The following is a 21,232-nucleotide window of genomic DNA, read 5'->3' as shown; positions in this document are numbered from 1 at the left end:
GACGCTAGAACTTCGAGCGCTCTCGAAGTCAAGGGCTACGACCGGGCGACGCGCTCCTCCCGCTGCTCCTGCTTCTTGGAGGCGCGCAGGCTCGTGAAGGTGGTCACCGCGAGGACGAGCACGATGAAGCCGAGGGAGAAGGGGATGCCGATCTCGGGCACGTGCACGCCGGACTCGTGCAGCGCGTGCAGCAGCAGCTTCACGCCGATGAAGCCGAGGATGATCGACAGACCGTAGCTGAGGTGGACGAGCCGCTTGAGCAGGCCGCCGATGAGGAAGTACAGCTGGCGCAGGCCCATCAGGGCGAAGGCGTTCGCCGCGAACACGATGTACGGCTCCTCGGTGAGCCCGTAGATCGCGGGGATGGAGTCGAGGGCGAACAGCAGGTCCGTGGAGCCGATGGCCAGCATCACCACCAGCATCGGGGTCATCACCCGCTTGCCGTTCTCCACGATCCACAGCTTGGTGCCGTGGTAGCGGTCGGCGACGCCGAAGCGCTGCTCGACCGTCCTGAGCATCTTGTTCTCCTCGTACTCCTCCTCGTGATCCCCCTTGCGGGCGTCCTGGACCAGCTTCCAGGCGGTCCAGATCAGGAAGGCGCCGAACAGGTAGAACACCCAGGAGAACGCCGAGATGACGGCCGCGCCGACCGCGATGAACCCGGCGCGCAGCACCAGGGCCAGCAGGACGCCGACCATGAGCACCCGCTGCTGGTACTGCGAGGGCACCGCGAACTTGGACATGATCAGGACGAAGACGAAGAGGTTGTCGACGCTCAGCGACTTCTCGGTGATGAACCCCGCGAAGAACTCCCCGGCCGGGCCTCCCCCGCTGAAGGCGAGCAGACCGAGCCCGAAGAGACAGGCGAGCAGGACCCAGACGACGGTCCAGACACCGGCTTCCTTGACGGACACGTCGTGCGGCTTGCGGCCGATGAAGAAGTCGACGGCGATCAGCGCGCACAGGGCGGCGACGGTCACCAGCCAGGTGGTGAGGGAGACGTTCACGTGATTGCTCCTGGGGCGGGTGGGGCCGCGCGGGTGGGGCCTTGACAGCGTTGTCTCAGGTTCCGATCCCTTCCACCACCGGAAGGTGAACAACGGGTCACGACCTGGCAAGATCGGCGTTCACGCCGGTGCCACCCGCCGTTCGGCGGACAGGTTCCGCCGGACGGCGGCATCCACAGCGCGGGACACGAGGCCAATGATGGGCACTCGAGCCGCCGCATCCCCGCGTGAGGAGAAGAAATGAGCCTGGTCCCGCCGCCCTTCGATCCCGAGCTGGCCGCCGCCCTGGAACTGATCAAGGACGTGATCTCCCCCGGCCTCACACTCGACCAGATCGACGAGATACGCCAGGGGCCCGGGATCGCGCTGCTCGCCGAGCTGGACCTCACCCTCGACGGCTTCTTCGAGGTCGAGGACCGCAAGGTGCCGGGCCCCGAGGGCGCCCCCGAGATCTCGCTCCTGATCTGCCGCCCCACCGCTCCGCCCGCCTCGGGTCCGCGGCCCGTCGTCTATCACGTCCACGGCGGCGGCATGGTCATCGGCACCAACAGGGTGGGCGTCGACGTCCCGCTGGCCTGGGCGAAGGAAGTGGACGCGGTCGTGGTGTCGGTCGAGTACCGGCTGGCTCCCGAGCATCCGCATCCCGCACCGGTGGAGGACGTGTACGCCGGGCTGGTGTGGACGGCGGAGCACGCGGCGGAGCTGGACGCCGATCCGGAGCGGATCGTCATCGCGGGCGCCAGCGCGGGCGGCGGCCTGAGCGCGGCGCTGGCCCTGCTCGCCCGGGACCGCAAGGGGCCGCGGGTGATCGGGCAGGTCCTGATGTGCCCGATGCTGGACGACCGCAACGACACTCCGTCCGCCCACCAGATGGCGGGCGTCGGCGTCTGGGACCGTACGGCGAACGAGACCGGCTGGACGGCCCTGCTGGGCGAGGCGCGCGGCGGCCCGGACGTCCCCGCGTACGCCGCGCCGGCCCGCGCCGAGGACCTGTCCGGCCTGCCGCCCGCCTTCCTCGACGTGGGCTCCGCGGAGACCTTCCGGGACGAGGTCGTCGCCTACGCGTCCCGTATCTGGCAGGCGGGCGGGGTGGCGGAGCTCCACGTCTGGCCGGGCGGCTTCCACGGCTTCGACGGCTTCGCCCCGCAGGCGGCGGTGTCCCAGGCCGCCCGGGCGGCTCAGCTGCGGTGGCTTCGACGGTTGCTGGAGAGCTGAGGGGAGGCGGTTCGCCTCCCCCTCCTCACGCCCCCGGCCCTCCCCATTCCGCACCCTCATCCCGCACCATGGACCCATGAAAGAGCTGGCCGGGCGCCTGACCGCGCTGGACCCGGATGCCGGGGCCGCGGTGCAGGTCATCGCCTACTTCGATCGGCTGGCCGAGTCGCGGGCCGGGCTGGAGGCGTTGGTGCGCGGCGCCGCCGTGCTGGCCGGGGTGCCCGCGCGGCTCGTCGACGGGGAGCGGCGGGTACAGGTGCGCATCGAGGCCGACGGCACCCGGCGGGACTCCCCCATGCCGCCGGACCCGGCGTGGCCGTCCGCCGCGCTGTCGCCGGGCGGCGTTCCCGCGCTGTGGCTGGAGCGGGCCGGGGCGGAGCCCAGCGTGGTGGACGCGGTGATCCTGGAGCGCGCCGCCGGTGCCGTACGACGGGTGCTCGACCGTACGCGGGGACGGGCCCCGGCGGACGATCCCGCGTTGGTGGAGACGCTGCTCGACGCCACGGCCCCCGAGTCGGCGCGGCTGCACGCGGCACGCCGGCTGGGCCTGGCCCCGGAGGCACGCGCGCGTGCCCTCGCCCTGGCCGACGGTCCGCCCCGGGTCGTCCCGGAACAGACGCCGGACGAACCGCCCGCTGGGCGAGTCGGCGGCGCAGGTCCGGGCGTCCCGCCCGCGGGAAGGGTCGGCGCAGGTCCGGGCGTCCCGCCCGCGGGAATTGTCGGCGTGGGCCCCGCCGTCCCGGTGCTCCGGTTGCCCGAGTCCTGGGGGGCCGCCCGTATCGCGCTGCGGTTCGCCTCGGAGGAGCCGGGTCGTCGTGTCGTGCACGCCGAGGAGCTGGGCAGCCTCGCGCTGCTCGCCGACCTCGTCGCTCCCGGCGCCGAACCCCCGGCCGACGTACGGGCGTTGGAGGCGGCCGCGGGCACGGCACCCTGGCTGCTCGCGACGCTGGACGCGGTCGCCTCGACGACGAGCCTCAGGGCGGCCGCGACGGAGATCAACGTCCACCACTCGACACTCCAGGACCGCCTGGCCCACGCGGAGCAGCTGCTGGGCTGGCCGGTCCGCACCCCGCAGGGCCGCTTCAGACTGCAACTGGCGCTGACACTGCGCCACTTGGCCCGCGCCTAGTTCCCGGTGCGAAGCTCCTCGTGACAGGCTGGGAGCATGTTGGGCGGACCGGCCGAGTACCCAGAGCTCTGGGCCTTCCTGGAATCACTGCGCCTCGGCGAGTTCCTTTCCGGCACCGTCGCGGCGATCGAACCGTTCGGTGTGTTCGTGGCGCTGGACGACGGCCCCGCCCATCCGGTCTTCCCCGGCGTCGGGTTCGTCTCCGGCGCCGAACTGTCCTGGCACCACTTCGAGGCGGTCTCCGATGTCGTGCGGGTGGGACAGCGTGTGTCGTGCGAGTTCCTCCAGTTCGACACGTGGAACCTGGAGGCCCGCCTGTCCTTGAAAGCCGGACAGCCGGACCCCTTTCAGGCCTTCGCCGACACCGTCACCGTGGGGCGGACACTGTCCGGCCAGGTCACCAAGCTGATCCCGTTCGGCGCCTTCGTCCAGGTCGCCGACGGGCTGGAGGGGCTGGTTCACCTGCGGGAGCTCGCCTGGACACCGGTGGAGACCCCGTCGGACGTCGTGCGGGCCGGCGACGAGATCACGGTGGTCGTCACCGGGATCGACCGCGAGCGCCGCAGGATCACCCTCTCCCGGCGACGAGTCACCGGAACTCGTGGACGACCTCGATCTCCCCGATGATGTGGGCGTTGAACTCGTCCAGCTCCTCCGCCGGTACCCACAGCTCCAGGATCGTCCGGCCGCCCGCCTGCTGGACGGGGTAGCGGCGCACGAACTCCGCGTCGACCTCGAAGCGGGTGACGTATCCGACGCCGCTGTGCTTGACGTTCCAGTCGCGGGCGATCTTCACGGCGTAGTCCTCGTTCAGGACGGGGTAGAAGATCGGCTGCTCGGGCAGTCGGGGCGGCCACGCGCGCCAGTTCAGCTCGCGCACCAGGGCCAGCTCCTCGGGGCCGGTGGGGCGCCAGAGGGTGGTCGTGGTGGGGCGGGGGCTGGTCATGGGTTCACTTTCGGTCGGGCAGAGCTGGGCCGAGTCGACACTCGACGGTCGTTGTCGTGAACGTATCCGCTGATCAGGCACCTGGGCACATTATTTTCGTCACCACATACCCGCGTTTGCACTTAACCCGCGTCTGCAACTACAGTCGCCTGCATGAGTAAGCCCTTCCCCACCGTGACCCTCAACAACGGCATCGAGATCCCGCAGCTCGGCTTCGGCGTCTTCCAGGTCCCCGACCCCGAGACCGCCGCCGCCGTCACCTCGGCCCTGGAGGCCGGCTACCGCAGCATCGACACGGCGGCGATCTACGGCAACGAGGCGGGTGTCGGCCAGGCGCTCGCCGCGTCCGGCATCGCCCGCGACGAGCTGTTCGTCACCACCAAGCTGTGGAACGCCGACCAGGGCTACGACGCCACCCTCAAGGCCTTCGACGCGAGCCTCGCCAAGCTGGGCCTCGACTTCGTCGACCTCTATCTGATCCACTGGCCCACCCCCGCCCGTGACTTGTACCGCGAGTCGTGGCGGGCCATCGAGAGGCTGGCCGGCGAAGGGCGTGTCCGTGCCGCGGGCGTCTCCAACTTCCAGCCCGCCCATCTGAGGCGGCTGCTCGACGGCAGCCCGCTCGTCCCGGCCGTCAACCAGATCGAGCTGCACCCCGGCCTCCAGCAGCGTGAACTGCGCGAACTGCATGCCGAGTCGGGCATCGTCACGGAGGCCTGGAGCCCGCTCGCGCAGGGCGCGGTGCTGGGTGAGCCGGTGCTGACGTCGATCGCCGAGCGGTACGGCAAGTCGCCCGCCCAGGTGGTGCTGCGCTGGCACCTCCAGCTCGGGAACGTCGTGATCCCGAAGTCCGTCACCCCGTCCCGTATCCGCGAGAACGCCGATGTCTTCGACTTCGCCCTCACCGACGAGGAGATGACGGCGATCGCCGGACTCGACCGGGGCCTGCGGACGGGTCCGCACCCCGACACCCTCAACTAGGGACGTCCCGACGCGCGGCCCGGACAGGTTCCGGGAGGAGTCGCCGCTCAACGCCCTGGGCAAGGTGTTGGAGGACCGATCGCGATGAGGCTGGTCGCGCCACCGCGGGAGAGGAGAAGCATCGTGACGACCCACCACGCCGCCGACCTGACGACGGACCCTTCACCGGCACCGATAGAGCGACTGGACGAGGAGATCATCGCCCTGCTGGCGCGTCGCCGCGCCATGGCCCAGGAGCTGCCCCCTCCCGCGCGTGCCCGCGCCGTGGACCCCGAGTTCGCCGAGACCGTCAAGGAGATCACGGACCGCTACCGCCAGGAACTGGGCGGCGCCGGCGAACTCGTGGCCCGCGCGGTGATGGTGCTCTGCCATCCGAGCCGCCGGTCGTGAGCACGTGAGAGGGGAAGGGACGCGTACGGGACCGCGCGTCCTTCCCACGAGTCCGTCACGGCCGGTGTGTGGTGCGAGCCTCACCGGGGGCGGGTTGGCAGGGGCGGAAGCCGGGCCGTACAAATGGGCCGCATGAGCGTACCGAAGCTGCCCCTCGCCGGGATCACGGTCGTCAGCCTGGAACAGGCCGTCGCCGCGCCCTACGCCACCCGGCAGCTGGCCGACCTCGGGGCCAGGGTCATCAAGGTGGAGCGCCCGGGCGACGGCGACTTCGCCCGCCGGTACGACACGACGGTGCACGGCCACTCCAGCTATTTCGTCTGGCTGAACCGCTCCAAGGAATCGCTCACCCTGGACCTCAAGGACCCTCGGGGACTGGAGATCCTGCACCAACTCCTCGACGACGCCGACGTCTTCGTACAGAATCTCGCCCCCGGGGCGACCGACCGGCTCGGCCTCGGCACGGACGCGCTCGCCGAGCGGTACCCGCGGCTGATCCCGTGCACGATCTCCGGGTACGGCACCGACGGACCGTGGGCGGACCGCAAGTCGTACGACCTGCTGGTGCAGTGCCAGACGGGGCTGGTGTCGCTGACCGGGACGCCCGAGGAGTCGGCGCGGGTCGGGATCTCCGTCGCGGACATCGCCGCCGGGATGTACGCCTACACCGGCGTCCTCGCCGCCCTCTACACGCGCGCCACCACCGGGAAGGCGCACGCGGTGGAGGTGTCGCTCTTCGAGGCACTGGCCGAGTGGATGAGCCAGCCGGCCAACTACACCCGCTACGGCGGCTCCCAGCCCCCGCGCCTGGGCACCCAGCACGCCACCATCGCCCCGTACGGCGCCTTCACCGCCGCCGACGGCAAGGACGTGCTGTTCTCGATCCAGAACGAGCGCGAGTGGGCCGCCCTGTGCGCCGAGTTCCTCGGCGACCCCGGGCTGACCGAGGACCCGCGCTTCGCCACCGGTTCCGACCGGGTCGCCCACCGCGACGCGATCAACGCGATCGTCGCCGAGCGCTGTGCCCGGTCCGACGCCGCGGAGATCCTCAAGGACCTGGAGGACATCGGGATCGCGTGCGCCGGGGTCAACGACGTGGCCGCGTTCCTCGACCACCCGGTGCTGGCGGCCCGCGGCCGCTGGCGCGAGGTGGACGTGCCGGGCGCCACCGTGCGGGCGCTGCTGCCGCCGGCCGACCTCGCGGGGCTGCCCGCGCGCATGGACCCGGTACCGGCCGTCGGTGAGCACACGGAGGCGATCCTGGGGCAGTTGGGCCGTACCGCCGACGACATCGAGGCGCTGCGCGCCGACGGTGTGGTCTGAGCCCCCGGTCAAGTCCCGGCGAGGGGCGGGCGGGTGGCGGTCCGCTGTTCGAGGCGTTCGAGGGCGATGTCGGCCCACCGGAGGTTGCCGCGCTCGAAGGCCATGCCGCCGAGGAGGGTGAGGTAGGGGCCGATGCGGTCGGCCTCGGCGAAGTACTCGTCCTCGGTCCGCCCGGCCAGCATGCGTTCCTGCATGCGCTCGTAGCGGGCCAGCTTGGCCGCGGAGCGTTCCCTGCGCTCGGCGACCGCTTCCCGTACGGCACGGATGTCGTCGCGGTCGGCGATGTCGAGGCACTGGACCTTGACCATGAGCTCGTCACGGATGGCCGTCGGCTTGGCGGGCGCGTGGGCGACGTAGGACCGCAGGACGTCGAGCCCGGCGTCGGTGAGGGAGAAGAGCCGCTTGTTGGGGCGGCGTTCCTGCTGGACCACGCGGGCGGAGACGAGCCCTTCGCTCTCCATGCGCTCCAGCTCGCGGTACAGCTGCTGCGGGGTGGCCATCCAGAAGTTGGCGACGGAGGCCTCGAAGCCCTTGGCGAGGTCGTATCCGGAGGCCTCGCCCTCCAGGAGGGCCGCCATCACCGCGTTGCGCAGAGCCATGCACTCAACCTAACAGCCGGTTCGATCAGTCCAGGGCGAGGACCGGGAGCAGCTCGGGGCGCTTGGCCCGCCGTCCGTCGCCGGAGGACCGGCCCCGCACCCGCCGTGCCAGCCACGGCCCCAGGAAGGAACCGGCCCAGCGCAGTTCACCGCCGAGCGCCCGCAACCCCGAGGCCGCGCGCGGGTCGGCGGGCAGGTCCCGGGCCCAGCTGTCGTCGCTGCCCGGCAGGGCGAGCGCGTGGGCGACCGCGGCGGCGATCCGGGCGTGCCCGAGGGGACTGGCGTGCAGCCGGTCGGGGCTCCACAGGCGGGGGTCGGTGACGACCGGGGGGTCGGCGGTCTCGGCGACCAGGACGCCGTGCCGGGCCGCCGCCTCCCGGATGCGGGCGTTGAGGGCGGCGACGCGGGGGCCGACGGGGCGGGCCAGCGGGGTGATCCGGGAGGCGTCGGGGAAGGTCAGCGTCGCCACCCGGGCGCCCTGGCCGGTGAGCGCGGCGAACATCGCCTCCAGGTGTCCGGCCACCTCGTCGGCGTCGAAGCGGGGCCGCAGCAGGTCGTTGACCCCGGCGACGACCGTGGCCAGGTCGGGCTGCAACGCGAGGGCGGGCGCGAGCTGTTCGGCCCGTACCTGTCCGGCGAGGCGTCCGCGGACGGCGAGGTTGGCGTAGAGCAGTCCCGGCGACTGTCGTACGAGCTGCTCGGCGAGCCGGTCCGCCCACCCGCGCAGTCCCTGTACGTCGTCGCCGTCGCCGAGCCCTTCGGTCTGGCTGTCGCCGAGGGCGACGTACCGCGCGTACCGGCTGTCCTCCATGATCGCCTCGCTTCGTCGTCGAGCATCACTGAACTACACACCTACTCGCATTATTGACTATAGAGGGCCGGTGCGGGCACGGAACCGCCCCGTTCGGACGAGGTCGCGTTGCGCGGGGACCTGTGCTGTGCTGGAAGCAGTCGCGGGAGAGCACGCCGATGCGTCACAGCCGTCCGTCCGTCGTCCCCTCCGCTCCGCCGGTCGCGCCGACCGGAGCGGGCGGCGGGCTGCTGCCGGCGAGGGATCTCGCGGCCGCCTGGTTCCTCGTGGTGCTGATCGCGGTGCCCGCCTGGGTGCTGACGATCGGCCAGGCCCGGGACATGGGCGTCGAGCCCGGCACGATGGGGATGGCGCTGCCGCTGTTCCTGCTGCTCTGGGTGACGATGATGGCGGCGATGATGCTGCCCTCCATGGCGCCGGTGGCCATCACGTGGGTCCGGGGCATCGGCCGGCAGTCCTCCGGCTGGGTCCGTACCGCCCGTACCGTCGCGTTCATCGCGGGATACCTGCTGGTGTGGACGGCGTTCGGGCTGCTCGCGTACGTGGCCCTCGCTCTCACCGGCAGCCTCGTCGACGACCACCCCACCGCCGGCCGCTGGATCGGCGCGATCGCCTATCTGCTCGCGGGCCTGTACCAGCTCGGCCCGCTGAAGTACGTCTGCCTCCGGCACTGCCGCGACCCGCTGAGCCATCTCGTGCGTTACTCGGGCTTCCGGGGTCCGGTCCGTGATCTGCGGGTGGGCCTGCACCACGGCGCCTACTGCGTCGGCTGCTGCGCCGGGCTGATGGTCGTCCTGGTGCCGCTGGGCGTCATGAACGTGGCGGCGATGGCCGGGCTGGCCGTGGTGATCTTCCTGGAGAAGCTGTCGCCCCGGGGTGTGCTGCTGGGGCGCTTCGTGGGCGTCGCGTTCCTCGTCCTGGCCGTGCTCGCGCCCTTCCAGGACTGGCTGCTGCCGGGACTGCGGGACTCGATGCCGGCGATGGACGACGGCATGTGATCCCTCGCGCGTGACCGGGCGGGTTCCCTGCGCGGGGCGGGAGGTGCAAGCTGGAAGGGAGACCGTCTCCCGATCCCGGGACGACCGGACTCGGCACACGCGGTCTCGCCACTCCGAGTGAGCTCCCCGGGGCTCGGCAGGAGGGAAGCGAGATGACTGAACAGGCCACCACCACCGCGCCGCGCTGGCATCTGACCGGCGACTGGTTCGACGTGTGCAAGTGCGCCATCCCCTGCCCGTGCACGTTCGCGCAGCCCCCGACGTACGGCGACTGCGAGGGCGTCCTGGCCTGGCACATCCGGGAGGGCAGCTACGGCGACGTCCGGCTCGACGGCCTCAACGTCCTGATGCTCGGCTCCTTCACCGGCAACGTGTGGGCCGGCGAGCACACCGACCCCTACGCCGCGGTCTTCCTCGACGAACGCGCCGACGAACAGCAGCGGGCCGCGCTCGGTGCCGTCTTCGGCGGCGAGGCGGGCGGCTGGCCCGCGCAGTTCGGGGAGATGTTCCACCCCGAGATGCGCGGCATGGACGTGGCCCCCGTGCACATCGAGGTCGACGAGGACCTCGCCACCTGGCGGGCCGAGGTGCCGGGCCGGGTCACGGCGGTCGCCGAGGCCCTCGGCGGCCCCACCACCCCTGACGGCGCCCGCGTCCAGGTTCACAACGCTCCTGGCGCCGAGGTCGGTCCGGGCCAGGTCGCCACGTGGGGCCGGGCCACCACCGACCGCGCCAACGCCTTCGGCTTCTCCTGGGACCGCTCGGGGAAGTCGAGCAAGCACTTCCCGTTCGACTGGAGCGGCCCGGACTGACCCGGGTGGGCCGACCCGTTCCCTGGATCAGCTCGGCTCAGCTCAGCGCGGCGACGCCGTACGACGCTCCCAGCGCGGCGGCCAGTGTGCCGAGCAGGAGGCACAGTGCGGTCTCCGGGACATGGGGCTGGAGGTGGGCGCCGAGGTAGCCGCCGATCAGGCCGCCGAGGCCGCAGGCCAGGCCGAGGGACCAGTCGGGGGCGACATCTCCCGAGCCCGTCAGGGACAGCAGGGCGAAGGCGCCGGCGCCGGCCAGCGAGGTCACGAAGGTGGAGGCCAGCGCGGCCGGTGCGACCTGGGCGACCGGCAGTCCGCGGCCGACCAGGAGCGGGCCGAGCAGCGAACCGCCCCCGATGCCGTAGACCCCGCCGACGATCCCCACCGCCAAAGCGAGACCGGTCACCGTGCGTGGGGACGGCATCGCCGCCGCGGTGACCCGGGCCGGACGCAGGGTCCTCGTGATCAGCCACAGGCCGAGCGGCAGGAGCAGCAGCGCCACCAGGACGCGGAACACACCCGGCCCCGGCACCGCGAAGACCCGCACGACAGCACCGATCAGCACCCCGGGCAGCGTGCCGGTCACCAGCAGCCGCGTCAGCGGACCGCGCAGTCGCCCGGCCCGGTGGAAACGCACCAGCGCTCCCGGCCCGGCCACCACGTTGAACAGCAGGTTCGTCGGCGTGACGGCCGGGCTGGGCACGCCGAACACGCTCAACTGCACCGGCAGCAGGAACACCGCGCCGGACACCCCCACGGGCGAGGTGACCACCGCGATCAAGAGCCCGGCGACCAGCCCGCCGATCTCCGGCTCTCCCAACCGTGCCCCCTTGCCGAGCCGCGCCCCCTACGAACACCGGACACCCTGCCCCAACTGCCTCCCCCGGCGCACCCTCACCTACCCTGAGACCTCGAAAGGGCGGGGAATCGACGATGTGGGCGCGGCGGCGGACCGGAGCCGTGGTGTGGGGCCTGGTGGTGGCCCTGGCCACGCTGCTCGGCGTGGCCTGCCTGTGTGCCCGGGGCGCGCCGCCGTCGGCCGGGCACGCCCCCACGACTGTCGTCCTCGACATGCCGGACCAGCAGGTGCGGGAGCACGTCTGCGTCTCCTCCGGCCACGACCGGTGCGGCGGCAAAGCCGTCGTCGGCAAGCCGAGCACCGCACCCGGCCCGCACCCCCAGCCGCTCGCCCCGCCGAGCCGCGTGGACACCCGGCCGGCCCTCGCCGTGCCCGCCCGCGCCCCGTACACCGCGGAGCCCCGCGCCCCCGACCTCCACGCCCTCCAGGTGCTGCGGACCTAGACCGGACGCCGATCCCCGTCCGTCCACCGGCGTCCGCCGGTCTCCGCTGCCCACAAGGGACTTCACCATGGCTTCCGCAAACTCCAAGAGCACCAGAACGAACCCGAAGAAGAACAGGAACTCCGCCGCCTCCAAGGCCGAGGCGCGCCGCGCCCGCGTCGAGGAGCAGCGCCGTGCCGAGCAGGCCCGCGAGCGCCGCAACCGGATCATCACCGTCACCGTCTCCGCCGCGATCCTCGCCGGGCTCGTGGGCGGCGGCTGGTATCTGCTCGACGCCGCCGACGCGAAGGAACAGGCCCAGGCGGCGCCGGTCTCCGGCGAGAAGACGTGGGCGAAGCTGAGCCAGACCCACGTCGACACCGCGGTCGACTACCCGATGACACCGCCCGTCGGCGGCGACCACGCCCCCGTCTGGCAGAACTGCAACGGCGACGTCTACACCGACCCGATACAGAACGAGAACGCCGTGCACTCCCTGGAACACGGCGCGGTCTGGATCACGTACAACGACAAGGCCTCGGACGCGGACGTCAAGGCGCTCGCCGACAAGGTCGCCAAGACGCCGTACACGCTGATCAGCCCGTACCCCGACCAGTCCTCGCCGATCACGCTCTCCGCCTGGGGCCACCAGCTGAACGTGACGAGGAAGTCCGATCCCCGGGTGTCCGAGTTCCTGGAGAAGTACGTCCAGGGCAGGCAGACCCCGGAGCCGGGCGCCGCCTGTACGGGCGGCAAGTCCGCGTGAGCACGGCCGCCTGACGCCCGGACGGCCGGGTGCCACGCCACCCGGCCGTCCGGGCATGCTTGCCCCCTCCTGCGAAACCCGCCACCACCACTCAGGGAGATGACACCGGTGAGCGACGACAGCCCCCGCACGTACGCTCCGCTTCCGGACCGCCCGGACGACCGCCGTGCCGCCTTCCACCGGCACGTGGCGGAACTCATCGAACTCCTCGGCGCCGAGCCGCCCGCCCCGGCGGGCAGTGACCGGGAGTGGGAGCACGAGGCACGCACGATCGTCCGGCGCACCCTGCGCGCGGCGGAGGCGCCCCCGGAGGGGCTCTTCGAGCAGCTGGTCCGCACCGGGGTGCACGACCCGAACCCCAGCTTCAACCGGCAGTTCATCGAACCGGCCGTCCGTCTCTACGGCCGTCGACGGGTGAAGGCGGCGCTGATCGACGTGCTGCGCACCGGAAGCGACGCGGAGCGGGCCGGAGCCGCCCGCGCCTGGTACTGGACGGGGGTGCCCGTGCGCTGCCTCGACGGGGAGACCCGCGTCATGACGCCCGAGAGCCGGGCCGAGGTCGACTCGGTGGCCGATCTCGGGGCCGAGTGGCAGGAGGCGGCGCTCCGGGAGTTCATCGCCAACGAGGACCTCGACGTCCGCCGCTGCCTCCTCCCGGGCCTCGTCCTGAACGCGCGGCGTCGACCCACCGAGCTCCAGGGCCTGGTGGCCGAGGCGGTGCGCATCGCCCGCGGCCATCCGGACGCATACCTGCGGCAGCGTGTCGAGATCCAGGTCGGAGAGTAGGGGCAGGGGCCACTCATGCCGCCCCGGGGCGGCCGCTCAGGCCCGGCAGCGCAGCATCACCAGCGGTGGGTGGGCGAGCAGGTCCGTCCAGAACTCCTCGCCGAACTCCCGGATGCCGGCCTCGGACACGCTCAACGGCACCCACTCGATCCCGCCGAACCCGGCCGCCCGCAGCGACTCCTCGTAGACCTCGCGGCGCGGGACCGTGCCGAGGATGCTGATCGGCTCGGGTTCGAGGAGGGCGGTGACCCTGCACCGCGGACCCGCCTCCGCCTCTTCGCCCGTCGGCTCGCAGCGGAAGCCGTACGTGTCGAGGGACGCGCAGTCGAAGCGGTAGTCGGGCCGCTGGCAGAGCACGAAGAACGCGCCGCCCGGCACCAGGTTCCGGTGGATGTTGCGGCACATCCGGTCCAACTCGGCGATGCTGTCCGCATAGTTGAGGCACTGCACGCCGAGAGCGACATCGAACTTCGGCTCCAGCGGCGGCAGTTCGGCCACGTCGCCCACCTCGTAGCGCACGCCGAGCGGTTCGCGCCGCTCGATGTCCCGCGCGGCGGCGATCATCTCGCCGGAGATGTCGACCCCGAAGACGTCCGTGGCGCCGCGCCGCTTGAACTCCCGGCTGTAGAAGCCGGTTCCGCACGCCAGATCCAGAACCGACTTGCCGCGCACGTCCCCGACCAGGGCCAGGAAGCTGGGCACTTCGCCGAAGCGCGTCAACGGCAGGGCCTTGAACCCCTCGAAGGCCTCACCGATCGCGTCGTACTGCTGGACGGTCATATGTCTCCACCTTCCGCTGCGGATCGTCCGCACGCGGCAGCGAGTCTCCCTCCGCCCGGTCCGGCGCCCGTACTGGCGGATGACACGAAGAAGCCGGCCGCCGACGCTCGTATCACCCAACACGTCCGGGAACAGGGATCGGCCCCGCGGGCGTTGAAGGCGGGGTTCTGTCCCGACTCCGAGGTGCGGTGGTCAAGTGATGAAGGCGGTACGGTTCCACGCGTACGGCGAGATCGACGTGCTCCGCGTCGAGGACGTCCCACGCCCGTCCCCCGGGCCCGGGCAGGTGCTCGTCGAGGTCCGCGCGGCCGGCATCCAGCCCGGCGAGGTGATGATCCGCAGAGGCGCGCGGCACGGCCGCTGGCCGGCGACGTTCCCCTCCGGGCAGGGCAGTGACCTGGCCGGTGTGGTGGTGGAGCTGGGCCCCGAGGTGCGCGGTTTCGCGGTGGGCGACGAGGTGCTGGGTTTCACTCATCGGCGGGCCAGCCACGCGGAGTTCGTGGTGGTCGACGACGTGAACCTGGTCTCCCGGCCGCAGGGGCTGGCCTGGGAGGTGGCCGGGTCCCTGTACGTGGCCGGAACGACCGCGTACGCCACCGTGTTCGCCGTGGACCCCGGCCCCGGGGACACCGTCGTGGTGTCCGGCGCGGCGGGCGGCGTCGGGTCGCTGGCCGTGCAGTTGGCGCGGCGGCGGGGCGCCACGGTGATCGGGCTGGCGAGCGGACGCAACCACGCCTGGCTGAAGGAGCGCGGGGTCGTCCCGGTCGCGTACGGCGAGGGGGTGGCCGATCGGGTCCGGGAGGCGTCCGGCGGGCGGGTCGACGCGTTCATCGACACGTTCGGCGACGGATATGTGGACCTGGCGGTGGAGTTGGGCGTGCGGCCCGAGCGGATCAACACGATCCGTGACTGGCAGGCCGCCGCCAGGGTCGGCGCGCGGACCTACGGCGAGGGCTCGGCGGCCTCCGCGGTCGTCCTCGGCGAACTGGCCCGCCTGGCCGCCCGCGGGGAGCTGGAGGTCCCGGTCGCCCGCACCTACCCGCTGGAGCAGGTGCGGGAGGCGTTCCAGGACCTGGAACAGGGGCACACCCACGGCAAGATCGTGCTGCGCCCCTAGGGCCCGTCCGGCGGTCAGGCCCAGGCCGTCACCGGGGTGAAGGAGCTGTCCTGGCGGAACAGGGCCGTGCCGTCCGAACGCTCCACTCTCAGTTGGTAGTTGTAGTGGCGCAGGTAGTAGCCGGGGTAGTTGTACGACTCGAAGCGGAGCGAGCCGGTCGTCGTGCCCGTGCGGGCGATGAAGGTGGCGTCCTTGGCGAACGTCGAGGTGCCGTCGTTCGCGTCGAAGCGGGACCGGAAGTCCCAGTGGCGCAGGTAGTTGCCGGACGAGTCGCGGAAGGAGTAGCCGTTGGAGTCGGCGAGGCCCGCGACCACCGTGAAGGTGGAGGCCGTCTTCTCGGCGGAGGTGCTGGAGCCGGTCACCACCGGCAGGTTGAGCAGGGCGGACTGGTTCTGCCAGTAGCGGGTGGTGTAGTTGGCGGACTGGAAGGAACGGGTGACGTTCTTCGCGAGGGCCGGGCCGCCCGAGACGGTCTCCTTGATGACCGTGAAGTGCCGTGCCGTACCGGAGATCGCGGGCAGAGCCGTCGGCGCGGACCAGGTGGCGAAGGTGTCGTAGCTGTCGCTGTAGTAGTAGTTGCCGTCGCCGTAGCCGTCGAAGAACAGCCGCCAGGCCCCGTTGTCGAGCTGCACCAGCGCCGGGCCCTCGCGGTAGCTGCCCCAGCCCGCCCAGTCGCCGGTCTTGGAGATGGTGTAGGGGCCGGTCAGGGACGAGGCGGTGGCGTACTCGATGTACTTGGTCGTCTCGTTCTTCGTGAAGGCATGGTAGGTCGAGCCGATCCTCACGACGAACGTGTCGATGTGGTTCGCACCGATGCCGGACAGGGCCACCGGTGAACTCCACGCCGTGAGCGCCGCGTTGGTGGCCCTCAGCCGATACGGCGTGAAGATCCACTCGTCGCTGGTGAGCGAGCAGGACACGATGACGTTGACACTGCCGTCGCTGTCGACGAACCACTCCGGCGCCCATGCCCGGGACAGGTTGGCGATGGGGACCGTGTAGTCGTACAGGAAGGTCCAGTTGACCCGGTCGGAGCTGCGGGCGAAGCCGATGGTGGTGCTGACGTCCTGCCAGGTGTGCGTGGTGTAGGTGATGTAGTAGTAGCCGTCGGTGTGCTTGAAGACGCTGGCGTCGCGGATCCTGTTGCTCGGCGGGGTGTAGGCGGACGCCTGGACGAGCCGGAAGTCGGTGGCGTCGTCGGCCTGGTAGACGTTCACCGTGCCGTCGTCGCTGTTGAGGAACGGCACGATCGTGTAGCGGGTGGCGGAGCCGCTCGGCGGGGCCGCGGCGAAGGCCGCGCCGGGCAGTTCGCCCAGCAGGACGGCCGAGGCGGGCAGGGCCGCCATGGCGCGCAGCAGGGTACGGCGTGACGGCATGGGGGGTCGTGTGGTCACGGGCGGCTCTCTCTCGGACAGGACGCGGCTCAACGTCCGGAATGCCGAACAAGGTTCGGAAAGTCGATCAGAAGGTAGGGGTGAGGCCCGTGCACGTCAATGGTTTGCGCACGACCTGACGTGCGCCGTGAGGCAGCTGTGGCGAGCGCCGAACGGCCGCCCCCGCGAGGGGTGTTCCGGCGAAGCGCTTACAGACGTTACCGTTCGGTAGGCAACGTCACCGGAGGTGTCCCGTATGACGCACGACCGTTCCGCCGGCCTGGTGGAGACCGCACGCGCGCTGGCCGACGGCACCGTCACGGCACGGGGGCTCGTCGAGCGGACGCTCGCCAGGATCGAGGCCGAACAGGGCTCGCTGAACGCCTTCCGGATCGTGCGTGCGGAGGCCGCCCTCGCCGAGGCCGACGCGGCCGACAAGGAACTCGCGGCCGGGGTGCGCAAGCCCCTGCTCGGGGTGCCGGTGGCCGTGAAGGACGACATGGACGTGGCGGGCGAGCCCACCGCGTTCGGCTGCCGGGGCGAGTTCCCGCCGGTCGCCGAGGACGGGGAGGCGGTACGGCGGCTGCGGGCCGCCGGGGCCGTCGTCGTGGGCAAGACCAACACCTGCGAGTTCGGGCAGTGGCCCTTCACCGAGGGGCCAGCCTTCGGGGCCACCCGCAACCCGTGGAACGCGGACCACACGCCCGGCGGGTCATCGGGCGGTTCGGCCGCCGCCGTCGCCGCCGGACTCGTCCCGGCCGCGCTCGGCTCCGACGGAGCGGGATCGGTACGCATCCCGGCGTCCTGGACCCATCTCATCGGCATCAAGCCGCAGCGCGGCCGCATCTCCACCTGGCCGCGCGGCGAGTCCTTCCAGGGCATCACCGTCAACGGCACCCTGGCTCGTACGGTCGCCGACGCCGCCCTCCTGCTCGACGCCGCCAGCGGCAACCACGCCCTCGACCCGCACCGCCCGCCGTCCGTCGACGCCTCGGCCGCCGCCCGCCGCGACCCCGGCCGCCTCCGTATCGCCCTCGCCCTGAAGCCCCCGTTCACCGCCCTGCCGGCCCGGCTCCACCCGGCGGTACGGGCCAAGGTCGTCCAACTCGCCGATCAGCTGGCCGCGTTGGGCCACACGGTCGAGGAGGCCGACCCGCCCTACGGCCAGATCGGGCTCACTTTCATCCCACGCGCCACCGCCGGTCTCGCCGAGCGTGTCGGCGAGGCGCCCTTCCCCGCACTCCTCGACCGGCGCACCCGCGACGCCGCCCGGCTCGGCCGGCTCCTCGGCGGGGCACCGCTGCGTGCGGCCCGGCGGGCGGAGGCGGTCCTGCACCGCCGTATCGGCGGCTTCTTCAGGTCGTACGACGTCGTCCTCGCCCCCACCACGGCCGCTCCCCCGCCCCGCATCGGCTCGATGCTCCCGCTCAGCGGCTTCGCCACCGACCGCGCGATGATCGCGGCCTGCCCCTACGCCTGGCCGTGGAACGTGCTGGGCTGGCCCGGCGTCAACGTCCCGGCGGGGTTCGTGGCCGGCGGCCTGCCGGTGGGGGCGCAGTTGCTCGGTCCGGCCAACAGCGAGCCGCTGCTGATCTCGCTCGCCGCGCAGTTGGAGGCGGAGCTGCGCTGGCACGAGGCGTGGCCGCCAGTGGCGGTCGACGCCGACTCGTCCGCCGCGTGACGCCGTCGGGCCCGTACCCTGTGACCATGGACGATGCGTCGATGGTCGGGCTCATGGGGCGGGTCACCGGAACGGTCGGGCCCGGGCTCGTCGGCGAGGTGATCGTCCGGGTGCGCGGCGGCGCCGAGCACTTCCTCGCCTATCCGGCCACCGGCAGCGACCGCATCGAGCGGGGCACGGTCGTCATGGTGGTGGAGTACCAGCCGCCGAGAACGGTCTACGTGCAGGCGGCGTACGACAGTTGAGCAGGCTTTGTCGCAGGTGAGAGCCGTTTGCGTCAAGGTTGCGACAAGAGTTCGTCAGGGTCTGTACCCCGACTGCGCCGAGGCGCACACTCCCTTCGTTCGGTGCCGAAAGGGCACCATGCAAAGGGGGCGTATGCCGATGGTCATCGGCGTCGTTGCGGGGATCGCGGTAGGTGCGGTCCTCGTTCTGATCGGTGTGTTCAAGATGATGTGGCGGGTGGCCGAGCCCAACGAGGCGCTCATCATCTCGGGTTCCAAGCACAGGACCGAAGGCCTCGAAGAGGGCATGGGATTCCGGATCGTCACGGGGCGCGGCACGCTGGTGCTGCCCGGCGTGCAGGCGGTGCGCAAGCTGTCCCTCGACCTCAACGAGACCGAGCTGCACGTGGACTGCGTGACCCACCAGGGCATTCCGCTGAAGGTGCGGGGGGTGGTCATCTTCAAGGTGGGCGACGACTTCGTGTCGATCGCCAACGCGGGGCGCCGCTTCCTCGACCAGCAGAAGCTGATGTCGGAGCGGGTGCACAACGTCTTCGCCGGTCATCTGCGGTCCATCGTCGGCGGGTTGACGGTCGAGGACATGATCCGCGACCGGGAGAAGCTGACCGGGCAGACCCGGGCCGCGTGCGGCACGGAGATGGAGAAGCTGGGGCTGATCGTGGACTCGTTGCAGATCCACGAGATCGAGGACCCGACCGGGTACATCCAGAACCTCGCGATGCCGCACGCCGCCGCCGTCCAGCGGGACGCGCGGATCGCGCAGGCCGAGGCGAACCGGCTGGCCACGGAGGCCGAGCAGCAGTCGTTCGCGCGGATGGCGGAGGCCACCCGGGACAGCGAGATCCTCCAGGCCGGCTACCAGGCCGAGCGCGACAAGGCCGCCGCCAAGGCCCAGCAGGCCGGACCGCTCGCGGATGCCGCGGCCCGGCAGGAGGTCGTCGTGCAGATGACCCGGGTCGCCGAACTGGAGGCGCAGCGCACCGAGCAGCAGCTCCAGGCGGACGTGCGCAAACCCGCGGACGCGAGGGCGTACGAGAAGCGCACGATCGCCGAAGCCGAGCGCGACGCGCGTATCTCGGCGGCTCAGGCCAAGGCGAAGGAGACCGAGCTGGCCGCCGCGGCCGAGGCGACGCGGGTCAAGACGGCCGCGGCCGCCGAGGCCGAGGCGACCAAGGCGCGCGGTACGGCGACGGCTGCCTCGACCCGCGCCACCGGTGAGGCCGAGGCCGCCGCGGCCCAGGCCAAGGGCCTCGCGCAGGCCGAGGCGACGAAGGCCAAGGGACTCGCCGAGGCGGAGGCCATCAAGGCGCGGGCCGCCGCCCTCGCCGAGAACCAGGAGGCCGTGGTCGCCCAGCAACTCGCCGAGAACTGGCCGGAGATCGTGCGGGCCGGGGCGTCCGCGTTCGGGAACGTCGACAACATGGTGGTGCTCAACGGCGCCGACGGCATGGCGGACATGTTCGCCAAGGCGCTCACCATGGGCGGCACGGGCCTCGGCCTGGCCCGCCAGCTGCTCGCGTCGATGAACCAGAACGGTCAGGCACCGGCCGGGACTTCGTCCCTGAACGGGCTCGCGCCGCAGCCGCCGGCGCAGAAGGTGTCGGTCCAGGAGGACTGACGCAACGGCTCACGGGGGCACCCTCTAAGGTGCCCCCGTGACTGCGTTTACCGATGAGAACGTCCCCGGCCGCTTCGGCGCCACCGCCACCACCGAGGCCGACCCCCGCGAGGTGGGCCGGGTGCGCACCGAGTACTCGCCCGCGCGCGACGGCGACCCGGACCCCGGGGAGATCGTGTGGACCTGGGTGCCCTTCGAGGAGAACGACGGGCGCGGCAAGGACCGGCCGGTGCTGGTGGTGGCCAGGGAGGCGGCCGGGACCTTCCTCGCCGTGCAGTTGTCGAGCAAGCGGCACGACGGCGACCGCGAGTGGGTGGCGATCGGGAGCGGGCCCTGGGACCGGTCGGGCCGCGACTCGTGGGTGGACGTGGACCGGGTCCTGCGGCTGCACGAGGACGGCATGCGCCGTGAGGCGTGCGCGCTGGACCGCGGCCGGTTCGACCTGGTCAGGAGGCGGCTGCACGAGCGCTACGGCTGGACCTGAAAGCACGTTCACCACGGCTGGACCTGAAACACCTTCGCTACGGCTGGACCTGGAACACCTTCGCTACGGCTGGACCTGGAACACCTTCTCGAAGGCGCCGCGCACCACACCGCCGGGCGTGCGGTCCAGGACCCCGAAGACGACGTGCTCGAACGCCGTGTCGAACCGCCCTCCGGGGGCCAGCAGCGCGTGGAAGGCACCGGCCACCTGCACCGGGTCGTTCTGGAACACCCCGCACCCCCATGCCCCGAGCACCAGCCGCCGGTACCCCTCGGCCGCCGCCACCTCCAGCACCCGCTCGGCGCGGACGGCGAGGGCTCGCGGCAGCTCGTCGGCCCGCTCCGGCGCCGTACGGCGGACGACACCGGCGTTGGGCGCGGCGGCCGTCAGGAAGCCGCAGCGGTACGGCTCGTCCAGGAGTCGGCCGCGGTCGTCGCGGAAGACGGGGACGGCCGGTGAGTGGATGACCCGGTCCGTGTAGAAGGGGTCGCGGTGGGCCCGGTGGTGGTCGTAGAAGTCCCGGGTCTCCCGCACGCACGCGTACAGCGCGGAGGCCCGGCACAGGGCCTCCTCCTGGGCCTGGGCGCCGTTGAGATAGCCGCCGCCCGGGTTGCGGGCCGAGGCGAAGTTCAGGACGGCCGGGGCGCCGCCGAGCCGGCGCGCGGCCTCCAGGCTGCTCTCGCCGGTGACCTCGACGAACAGCTCCGCCGGTGTCCAGGACGGCACGGCCACCGGCTCCGGCCCGTACAGCCGCGTCGCCGCCCGGGCCGCCTCGGTCGCCGCCGCGATGGACACCTCGCGCCCGTCGGAGGCGCGGTAGAGACCCGCCTCGACGATCTCCTCGGTCTGCTGCGCGATCCCGCGCAGGCGCGCGCTCAGGGCGCCACCCCCGT

General features: G+C 72.1%; 24 protein-coding genes. 16 read left to right on the top strand and 8 right to left on the bottom strand.

Annotation, left to right across the window (positions count from 1 at the left end):
• Window positions 1–35 precede the first annotated feature (35 nt).
• Complete coding sequence (locus EJC51_RS40840; RefSeq protein ID WP_126275698.1) at window positions 36–1,007, bottom strand: TerC family protein; 972 nt, start codon at window positions 1,005–1,007, stop codon at window positions 36–38.
• A 240-nt stretch (window positions 1,008–1,247) separates the two neighbouring features.
• Here EJC51_RS40840 and EJC51_RS40835 point away from each other — a divergent pair, with 240 nt between their 5' ends.
• The 3 genes from EJC51_RS40835 (at window position 1,248) to EJC51_RS40825 (ending at window position 3,978) form a co-directional block, all read left to right on the top strand.
• A complete protein-coding gene (locus EJC51_RS40835; RefSeq protein WP_126275697.1) occupies window positions 1,248–2,222 on the top strand; it encodes an alpha/beta hydrolase in 975 nt (324 codons plus the stop codon).
• 76 nt (window positions 2,223–2,298) lie between these two features.
• The gene (locus tag EJC51_RS40830) at window positions 2,299–3,351 is read left to right on the top strand and encodes a helix-turn-helix domain-containing protein (protein ID WP_126275696.1); all 1,053 of its coding nucleotides are present in this window, start codon (window positions 2,299–2,301) and stop codon (window positions 3,349–3,351) included.
• Between the two features lie 36 nt (window positions 3,352–3,387).
• Entirely contained in the window at window positions 3,388–3,978 is a 591-nt protein-coding gene (locus EJC51_RS40825) for a S1 RNA-binding domain-containing protein (protein ID WP_126275695.1), read from the top strand.
• Here EJC51_RS40825 and EJC51_RS40820 read toward each other — a convergent pair.
• The gene (locus EJC51_RS40820; protein ID WP_126275694.1) at window positions 3,941–4,297 is read right to left on the bottom strand and encodes a hypothetical protein; all 357 of its coding nucleotides are present in this window, start codon (window positions 4,295–4,297) and stop codon (window positions 3,941–3,943) included. The genes EJC51_RS40825 and EJC51_RS40820 overlap by 38 nt on opposite strands.
• A gap of 153 nt (window positions 4,298–4,450) precedes the next feature.
• On the opposite strand from EJC51_RS40820, the gene EJC51_RS40815 reads away from it, so the two are divergent.
• From EJC51_RS40815 to EJC51_RS40805, 3 genes are all read left to right on the top strand, one after another.
• Window positions 4,451–5,278, top strand: coding sequence for an aldo/keto reductase (locus EJC51_RS40815; RefSeq protein WP_126275693.1), 828 nt, complete (start codon window positions 4,451–4,453; stop codon window positions 5,276–5,278).
• A gap of 123 nt (window positions 5,279–5,401) precedes the next feature.
• Window positions 5,402–5,668, top strand: coding sequence for a hypothetical protein (locus tag EJC51_RS40810; RefSeq protein ID WP_126275692.1), 267 nt, complete (start codon window positions 5,402–5,404; stop codon window positions 5,666–5,668).
• A gap of 132 nt (window positions 5,669–5,800) precedes the next feature.
• A complete protein-coding gene (locus tag EJC51_RS40805) occupies window positions 5,801–6,991 on the top strand; it encodes a CaiB/BaiF CoA transferase family protein (protein ID WP_126275691.1) in 1,191 nt (396 codons plus the stop codon).
• An 8-nt stretch (window positions 6,992–6,999) separates the two neighbouring features.
• Here EJC51_RS40805 and EJC51_RS40800 read toward each other — a convergent pair whose 3' ends face one another.
• Window positions 7,000–7,590 (bottom strand): PadR family transcriptional regulator, encoded by a 591-nt coding sequence (locus EJC51_RS40800; RefSeq protein WP_126275690.1) that lies wholly within the window; start codon window positions 7,588–7,590, stop codon window positions 7,000–7,002.
• Between the two features lie 25 nt (window positions 7,591–7,615).
• Window positions 7,616–8,401, bottom strand: a complete 786-nt coding sequence (locus EJC51_RS40795; RefSeq protein WP_126275689.1) for an SGNH/GDSL hydrolase family protein — start codon at window positions 8,399–8,401, stop codon at window positions 7,616–7,618.
• A gap of 158 nt (window positions 8,402–8,559) precedes the next feature.
• Between EJC51_RS40795 and EJC51_RS40790 the strand changes: the two genes are divergently transcribed.
• Both EJC51_RS40790 and EJC51_RS40785 read left to right on the top strand, forming a co-directional pair.
• Entirely contained in the window at window positions 8,560–9,399 is an 840-nt protein-coding gene (locus EJC51_RS40790; RefSeq protein WP_126275688.1) for a DUF2182 domain-containing protein, read from the top strand.
• A 152-nt stretch (window positions 9,400–9,551) separates the two neighbouring features.
• Window positions 9,552–10,211 (top strand): DUF1326 domain-containing protein, encoded by a 660-nt coding sequence (locus tag EJC51_RS40785; protein ID WP_126275687.1) that lies wholly within the window; start codon window positions 9,552–9,554, stop codon window positions 10,209–10,211.
• Window positions 10,212–10,248: 37 nt separating this feature from the next.
• Here EJC51_RS40785 and EJC51_RS40780 read toward each other — a convergent pair whose 3' ends face one another.
• Window positions 10,249–11,028 (bottom strand): sulfite exporter TauE/SafE family protein, encoded by a 780-nt coding sequence (locus EJC51_RS40780; RefSeq protein WP_126275686.1) that lies wholly within the window; start codon window positions 11,026–11,028, stop codon window positions 10,249–10,251.
• A gap of 113 nt (window positions 11,029–11,141) precedes the next feature.
• Between EJC51_RS40780 and EJC51_RS40775 the strand changes: the two genes are divergently transcribed.
• From EJC51_RS40775 to EJC51_RS40765, 3 genes are all read left to right on the top strand, one after another.
• Entirely contained in the window at window positions 11,142–11,510 is a 369-nt protein-coding gene (locus EJC51_RS40775) for a hypothetical protein (RefSeq protein WP_126275685.1), read from the top strand.
• A 67-nt stretch (window positions 11,511–11,577) separates the two neighbouring features.
• On the top strand, window positions 11,578–12,255 hold the full coding sequence (locus EJC51_RS40770; RefSeq protein WP_126275684.1) for a DUF3105 domain-containing protein: 678 nt from the start codon (window positions 11,578–11,580) through the stop codon (window positions 12,253–12,255).
• Between the two features lie 108 nt (window positions 12,256–12,363).
• A complete protein-coding gene (locus tag EJC51_RS40765) occupies window positions 12,364–13,041 on the top strand; it encodes a hypothetical protein (protein WP_126275683.1) in 678 nt (225 codons plus the stop codon).
• 36 nt (window positions 13,042–13,077) lie between these two features.
• Here EJC51_RS40765 and EJC51_RS40760 read toward each other — a convergent pair whose 3' ends face one another.
• Window positions 13,078–13,821, bottom strand: a complete 744-nt coding sequence (locus tag EJC51_RS40760; RefSeq protein WP_126275682.1) for a class I SAM-dependent methyltransferase — start codon at window positions 13,819–13,821, stop codon at window positions 13,078–13,080.
• 199 nt (window positions 13,822–14,020) lie between these two features.
• Here EJC51_RS40760 and EJC51_RS40755 point away from each other — a divergent pair, with 199 nt between their 5' ends.
• Complete coding sequence (locus EJC51_RS40755) at window positions 14,021–14,938, top strand: NADP-dependent oxidoreductase (protein ID WP_126275681.1); 918 nt, start codon at window positions 14,021–14,023, stop codon at window positions 14,936–14,938.
• 14 nt (window positions 14,939–14,952) lie between these two features.
• On the opposite strand, the gene EJC51_RS40750 is transcribed toward EJC51_RS40755, so the two are convergent.
• Window positions 14,953–16,332 (bottom strand): glycoside hydrolase family 43 protein, encoded by a 1,380-nt coding sequence (locus EJC51_RS40750; protein ID WP_126275680.1) that lies wholly within the window; start codon window positions 16,330–16,332, stop codon window positions 14,953–14,955.
• Window positions 16,333–16,567: 235 nt separating this feature from the next.
• Here EJC51_RS40750 and EJC51_RS40745 point away from each other — a divergent pair, with 235 nt between their 5' ends.
• From EJC51_RS40745 to EJC51_RS40730, 4 genes are all read left to right on the top strand, one after another.
• Entirely contained in the window at window positions 16,568–17,992 is a 1,425-nt protein-coding gene (locus EJC51_RS40745; protein WP_126275679.1) for an amidase, read from the top strand.
• A gap of 26 nt (window positions 17,993–18,018) precedes the next feature.
• Window positions 18,019–18,237: a hypothetical protein gene (locus tag EJC51_RS40740; protein ID WP_244363070.1), complete on the top strand. Its 219-nt coding sequence runs from the start codon at window positions 18,019–18,021 to the stop codon at window positions 18,235–18,237.
• A 133-nt stretch (window positions 18,238–18,370) separates the two neighbouring features.
• Complete coding sequence (locus EJC51_RS40735; RefSeq protein WP_126275678.1) at window positions 18,371–19,855, top strand: flotillin family protein; 1,485 nt, start codon at window positions 18,371–18,373, stop codon at window positions 19,853–19,855.
• A 37-nt stretch (window positions 19,856–19,892) separates the two neighbouring features.
• Window positions 19,893–20,339, top strand: a complete 447-nt coding sequence (locus EJC51_RS40730; protein WP_126275677.1) for a type II toxin-antitoxin system PemK/MazF family toxin — start codon at window positions 19,893–19,895, stop codon at window positions 20,337–20,339.
• 63 nt (window positions 20,340–20,402) lie between these two features.
• On the opposite strand, the gene EJC51_RS40725 is transcribed toward EJC51_RS40730, so the two are convergent.
• The gene (locus EJC51_RS40725) at window positions 20,403–21,218 is read right to left on the bottom strand and encodes a TIGR02452 family protein (RefSeq protein ID WP_166683042.1); all 816 of its coding nucleotides are present in this window, start codon (window positions 21,216–21,218) and stop codon (window positions 20,403–20,405) included.
• Window positions 21,219–21,232 lie beyond the last annotated feature (14 nt).

It is taken from the genome of Streptomyces aquilus (assembly GCF_003955715.1).
Classification (GTDB): Bacteria; Actinomycetota; Actinomycetes; order Streptomycetales; family Streptomycetaceae; genus Streptomyces; species Streptomyces aquilus.
This window is presented reverse-complemented; position numbering and strand designations above follow the sequence as displayed.

What these genes read in the sequence shown, in the direction of transcription:
- EJC51_RS40835 (WP_126275697.1), top strand. Translation starts at nt 1,248, where the DNA reads ATGAGCCTGGTCCCGCCGCCCTTCGATCCCGAGCTGGCCGCCGCCCTG.
- EJC51_RS40830 (WP_126275696.1), top strand. Translation starts at nt 2,299, where the DNA reads ATGAAAGAGCTGGCCGGGCGCCTGACCGCGCTGGACCCGGATGCCGGG.
- EJC51_RS40825 (WP_126275695.1), top strand. Translation starts at nt 3,388, where the DNA reads ATGTTGGGCGGACCGGCCGAGTACCCAGAGCTCTGGGCCTTCCTGGAA.
- EJC51_RS40820 (WP_126275694.1), bottom strand. Translation starts at nt 4,297, where the DNA reads ATGACCAGCCCCCGCCCCACCACGACCACCCTCTGGCGCCCCACCGGC.
- EJC51_RS40815 (WP_126275693.1), top strand. Translation starts at nt 4,451, where the DNA reads ATGAGTAAGCCCTTCCCCACCGTGACCCTCAACAACGGCATCGAGATC.
- EJC51_RS40805 (WP_126275691.1), top strand. Translation starts at nt 5,801, where the DNA reads ATGAGCGTACCGAAGCTGCCCCTCGCCGGGATCACGGTCGTCAGCCTG.
- EJC51_RS40800 (WP_126275690.1), bottom strand. Translation starts at nt 7,590, where the DNA reads ATGGCTCTGCGCAACGCGGTGATGGCGGCCCTCCTGGAGGGCGAGGCC.
- EJC51_RS40795 (WP_126275689.1), bottom strand. Translation starts at nt 8,401, where the DNA reads ATGGAGGACAGCCGGTACGCGCGGTACGTCGCCCTCGGCGACAGCCAG.
- EJC51_RS40790 (WP_126275688.1), top strand. Translation starts at nt 8,560, where the DNA reads ATGCGTCACAGCCGTCCGTCCGTCGTCCCCTCCGCTCCGCCGGTCGCG.
- EJC51_RS40785 (WP_126275687.1), top strand. Translation starts at nt 9,552, where the DNA reads ATGACTGAACAGGCCACCACCACCGCGCCGCGCTGGCATCTGACCGGC.
- EJC51_RS40775 (WP_126275685.1), top strand. Translation starts at nt 11,142, where the DNA reads ATGTGGGCGCGGCGGCGGACCGGAGCCGTGGTGTGGGGCCTGGTGGTG.
- EJC51_RS40770 (WP_126275684.1), top strand. Translation starts at nt 11,578, where the DNA reads ATGGCTTCCGCAAACTCCAAGAGCACCAGAACGAACCCGAAGAAGAAC.
- EJC51_RS40760 (WP_126275682.1), bottom strand. Translation starts at nt 13,821, where the DNA reads ATGACCGTCCAGCAGTACGACGCGATCGGTGAGGCCTTCGAGGGGTTC.
- EJC51_RS40755 (WP_126275681.1), top strand. Translation starts at nt 14,021, where the DNA reads ATGAAGGCGGTACGGTTCCACGCGTACGGCGAGATCGACGTGCTCCGC.
- EJC51_RS40745 (WP_126275679.1), top strand. Translation starts at nt 16,568, where the DNA reads ATGACGCACGACCGTTCCGCCGGCCTGGTGGAGACCGCACGCGCGCTG.
- EJC51_RS40740 (WP_244363070.1), top strand. Translation starts at nt 18,019, where the DNA reads ATGGACGATGCGTCGATGGTCGGGCTCATGGGGCGGGTCACCGGAACG.
- EJC51_RS40735 (WP_126275678.1), top strand. Translation starts at nt 18,371, where the DNA reads ATGCCGATGGTCATCGGCGTCGTTGCGGGGATCGCGGTAGGTGCGGTC.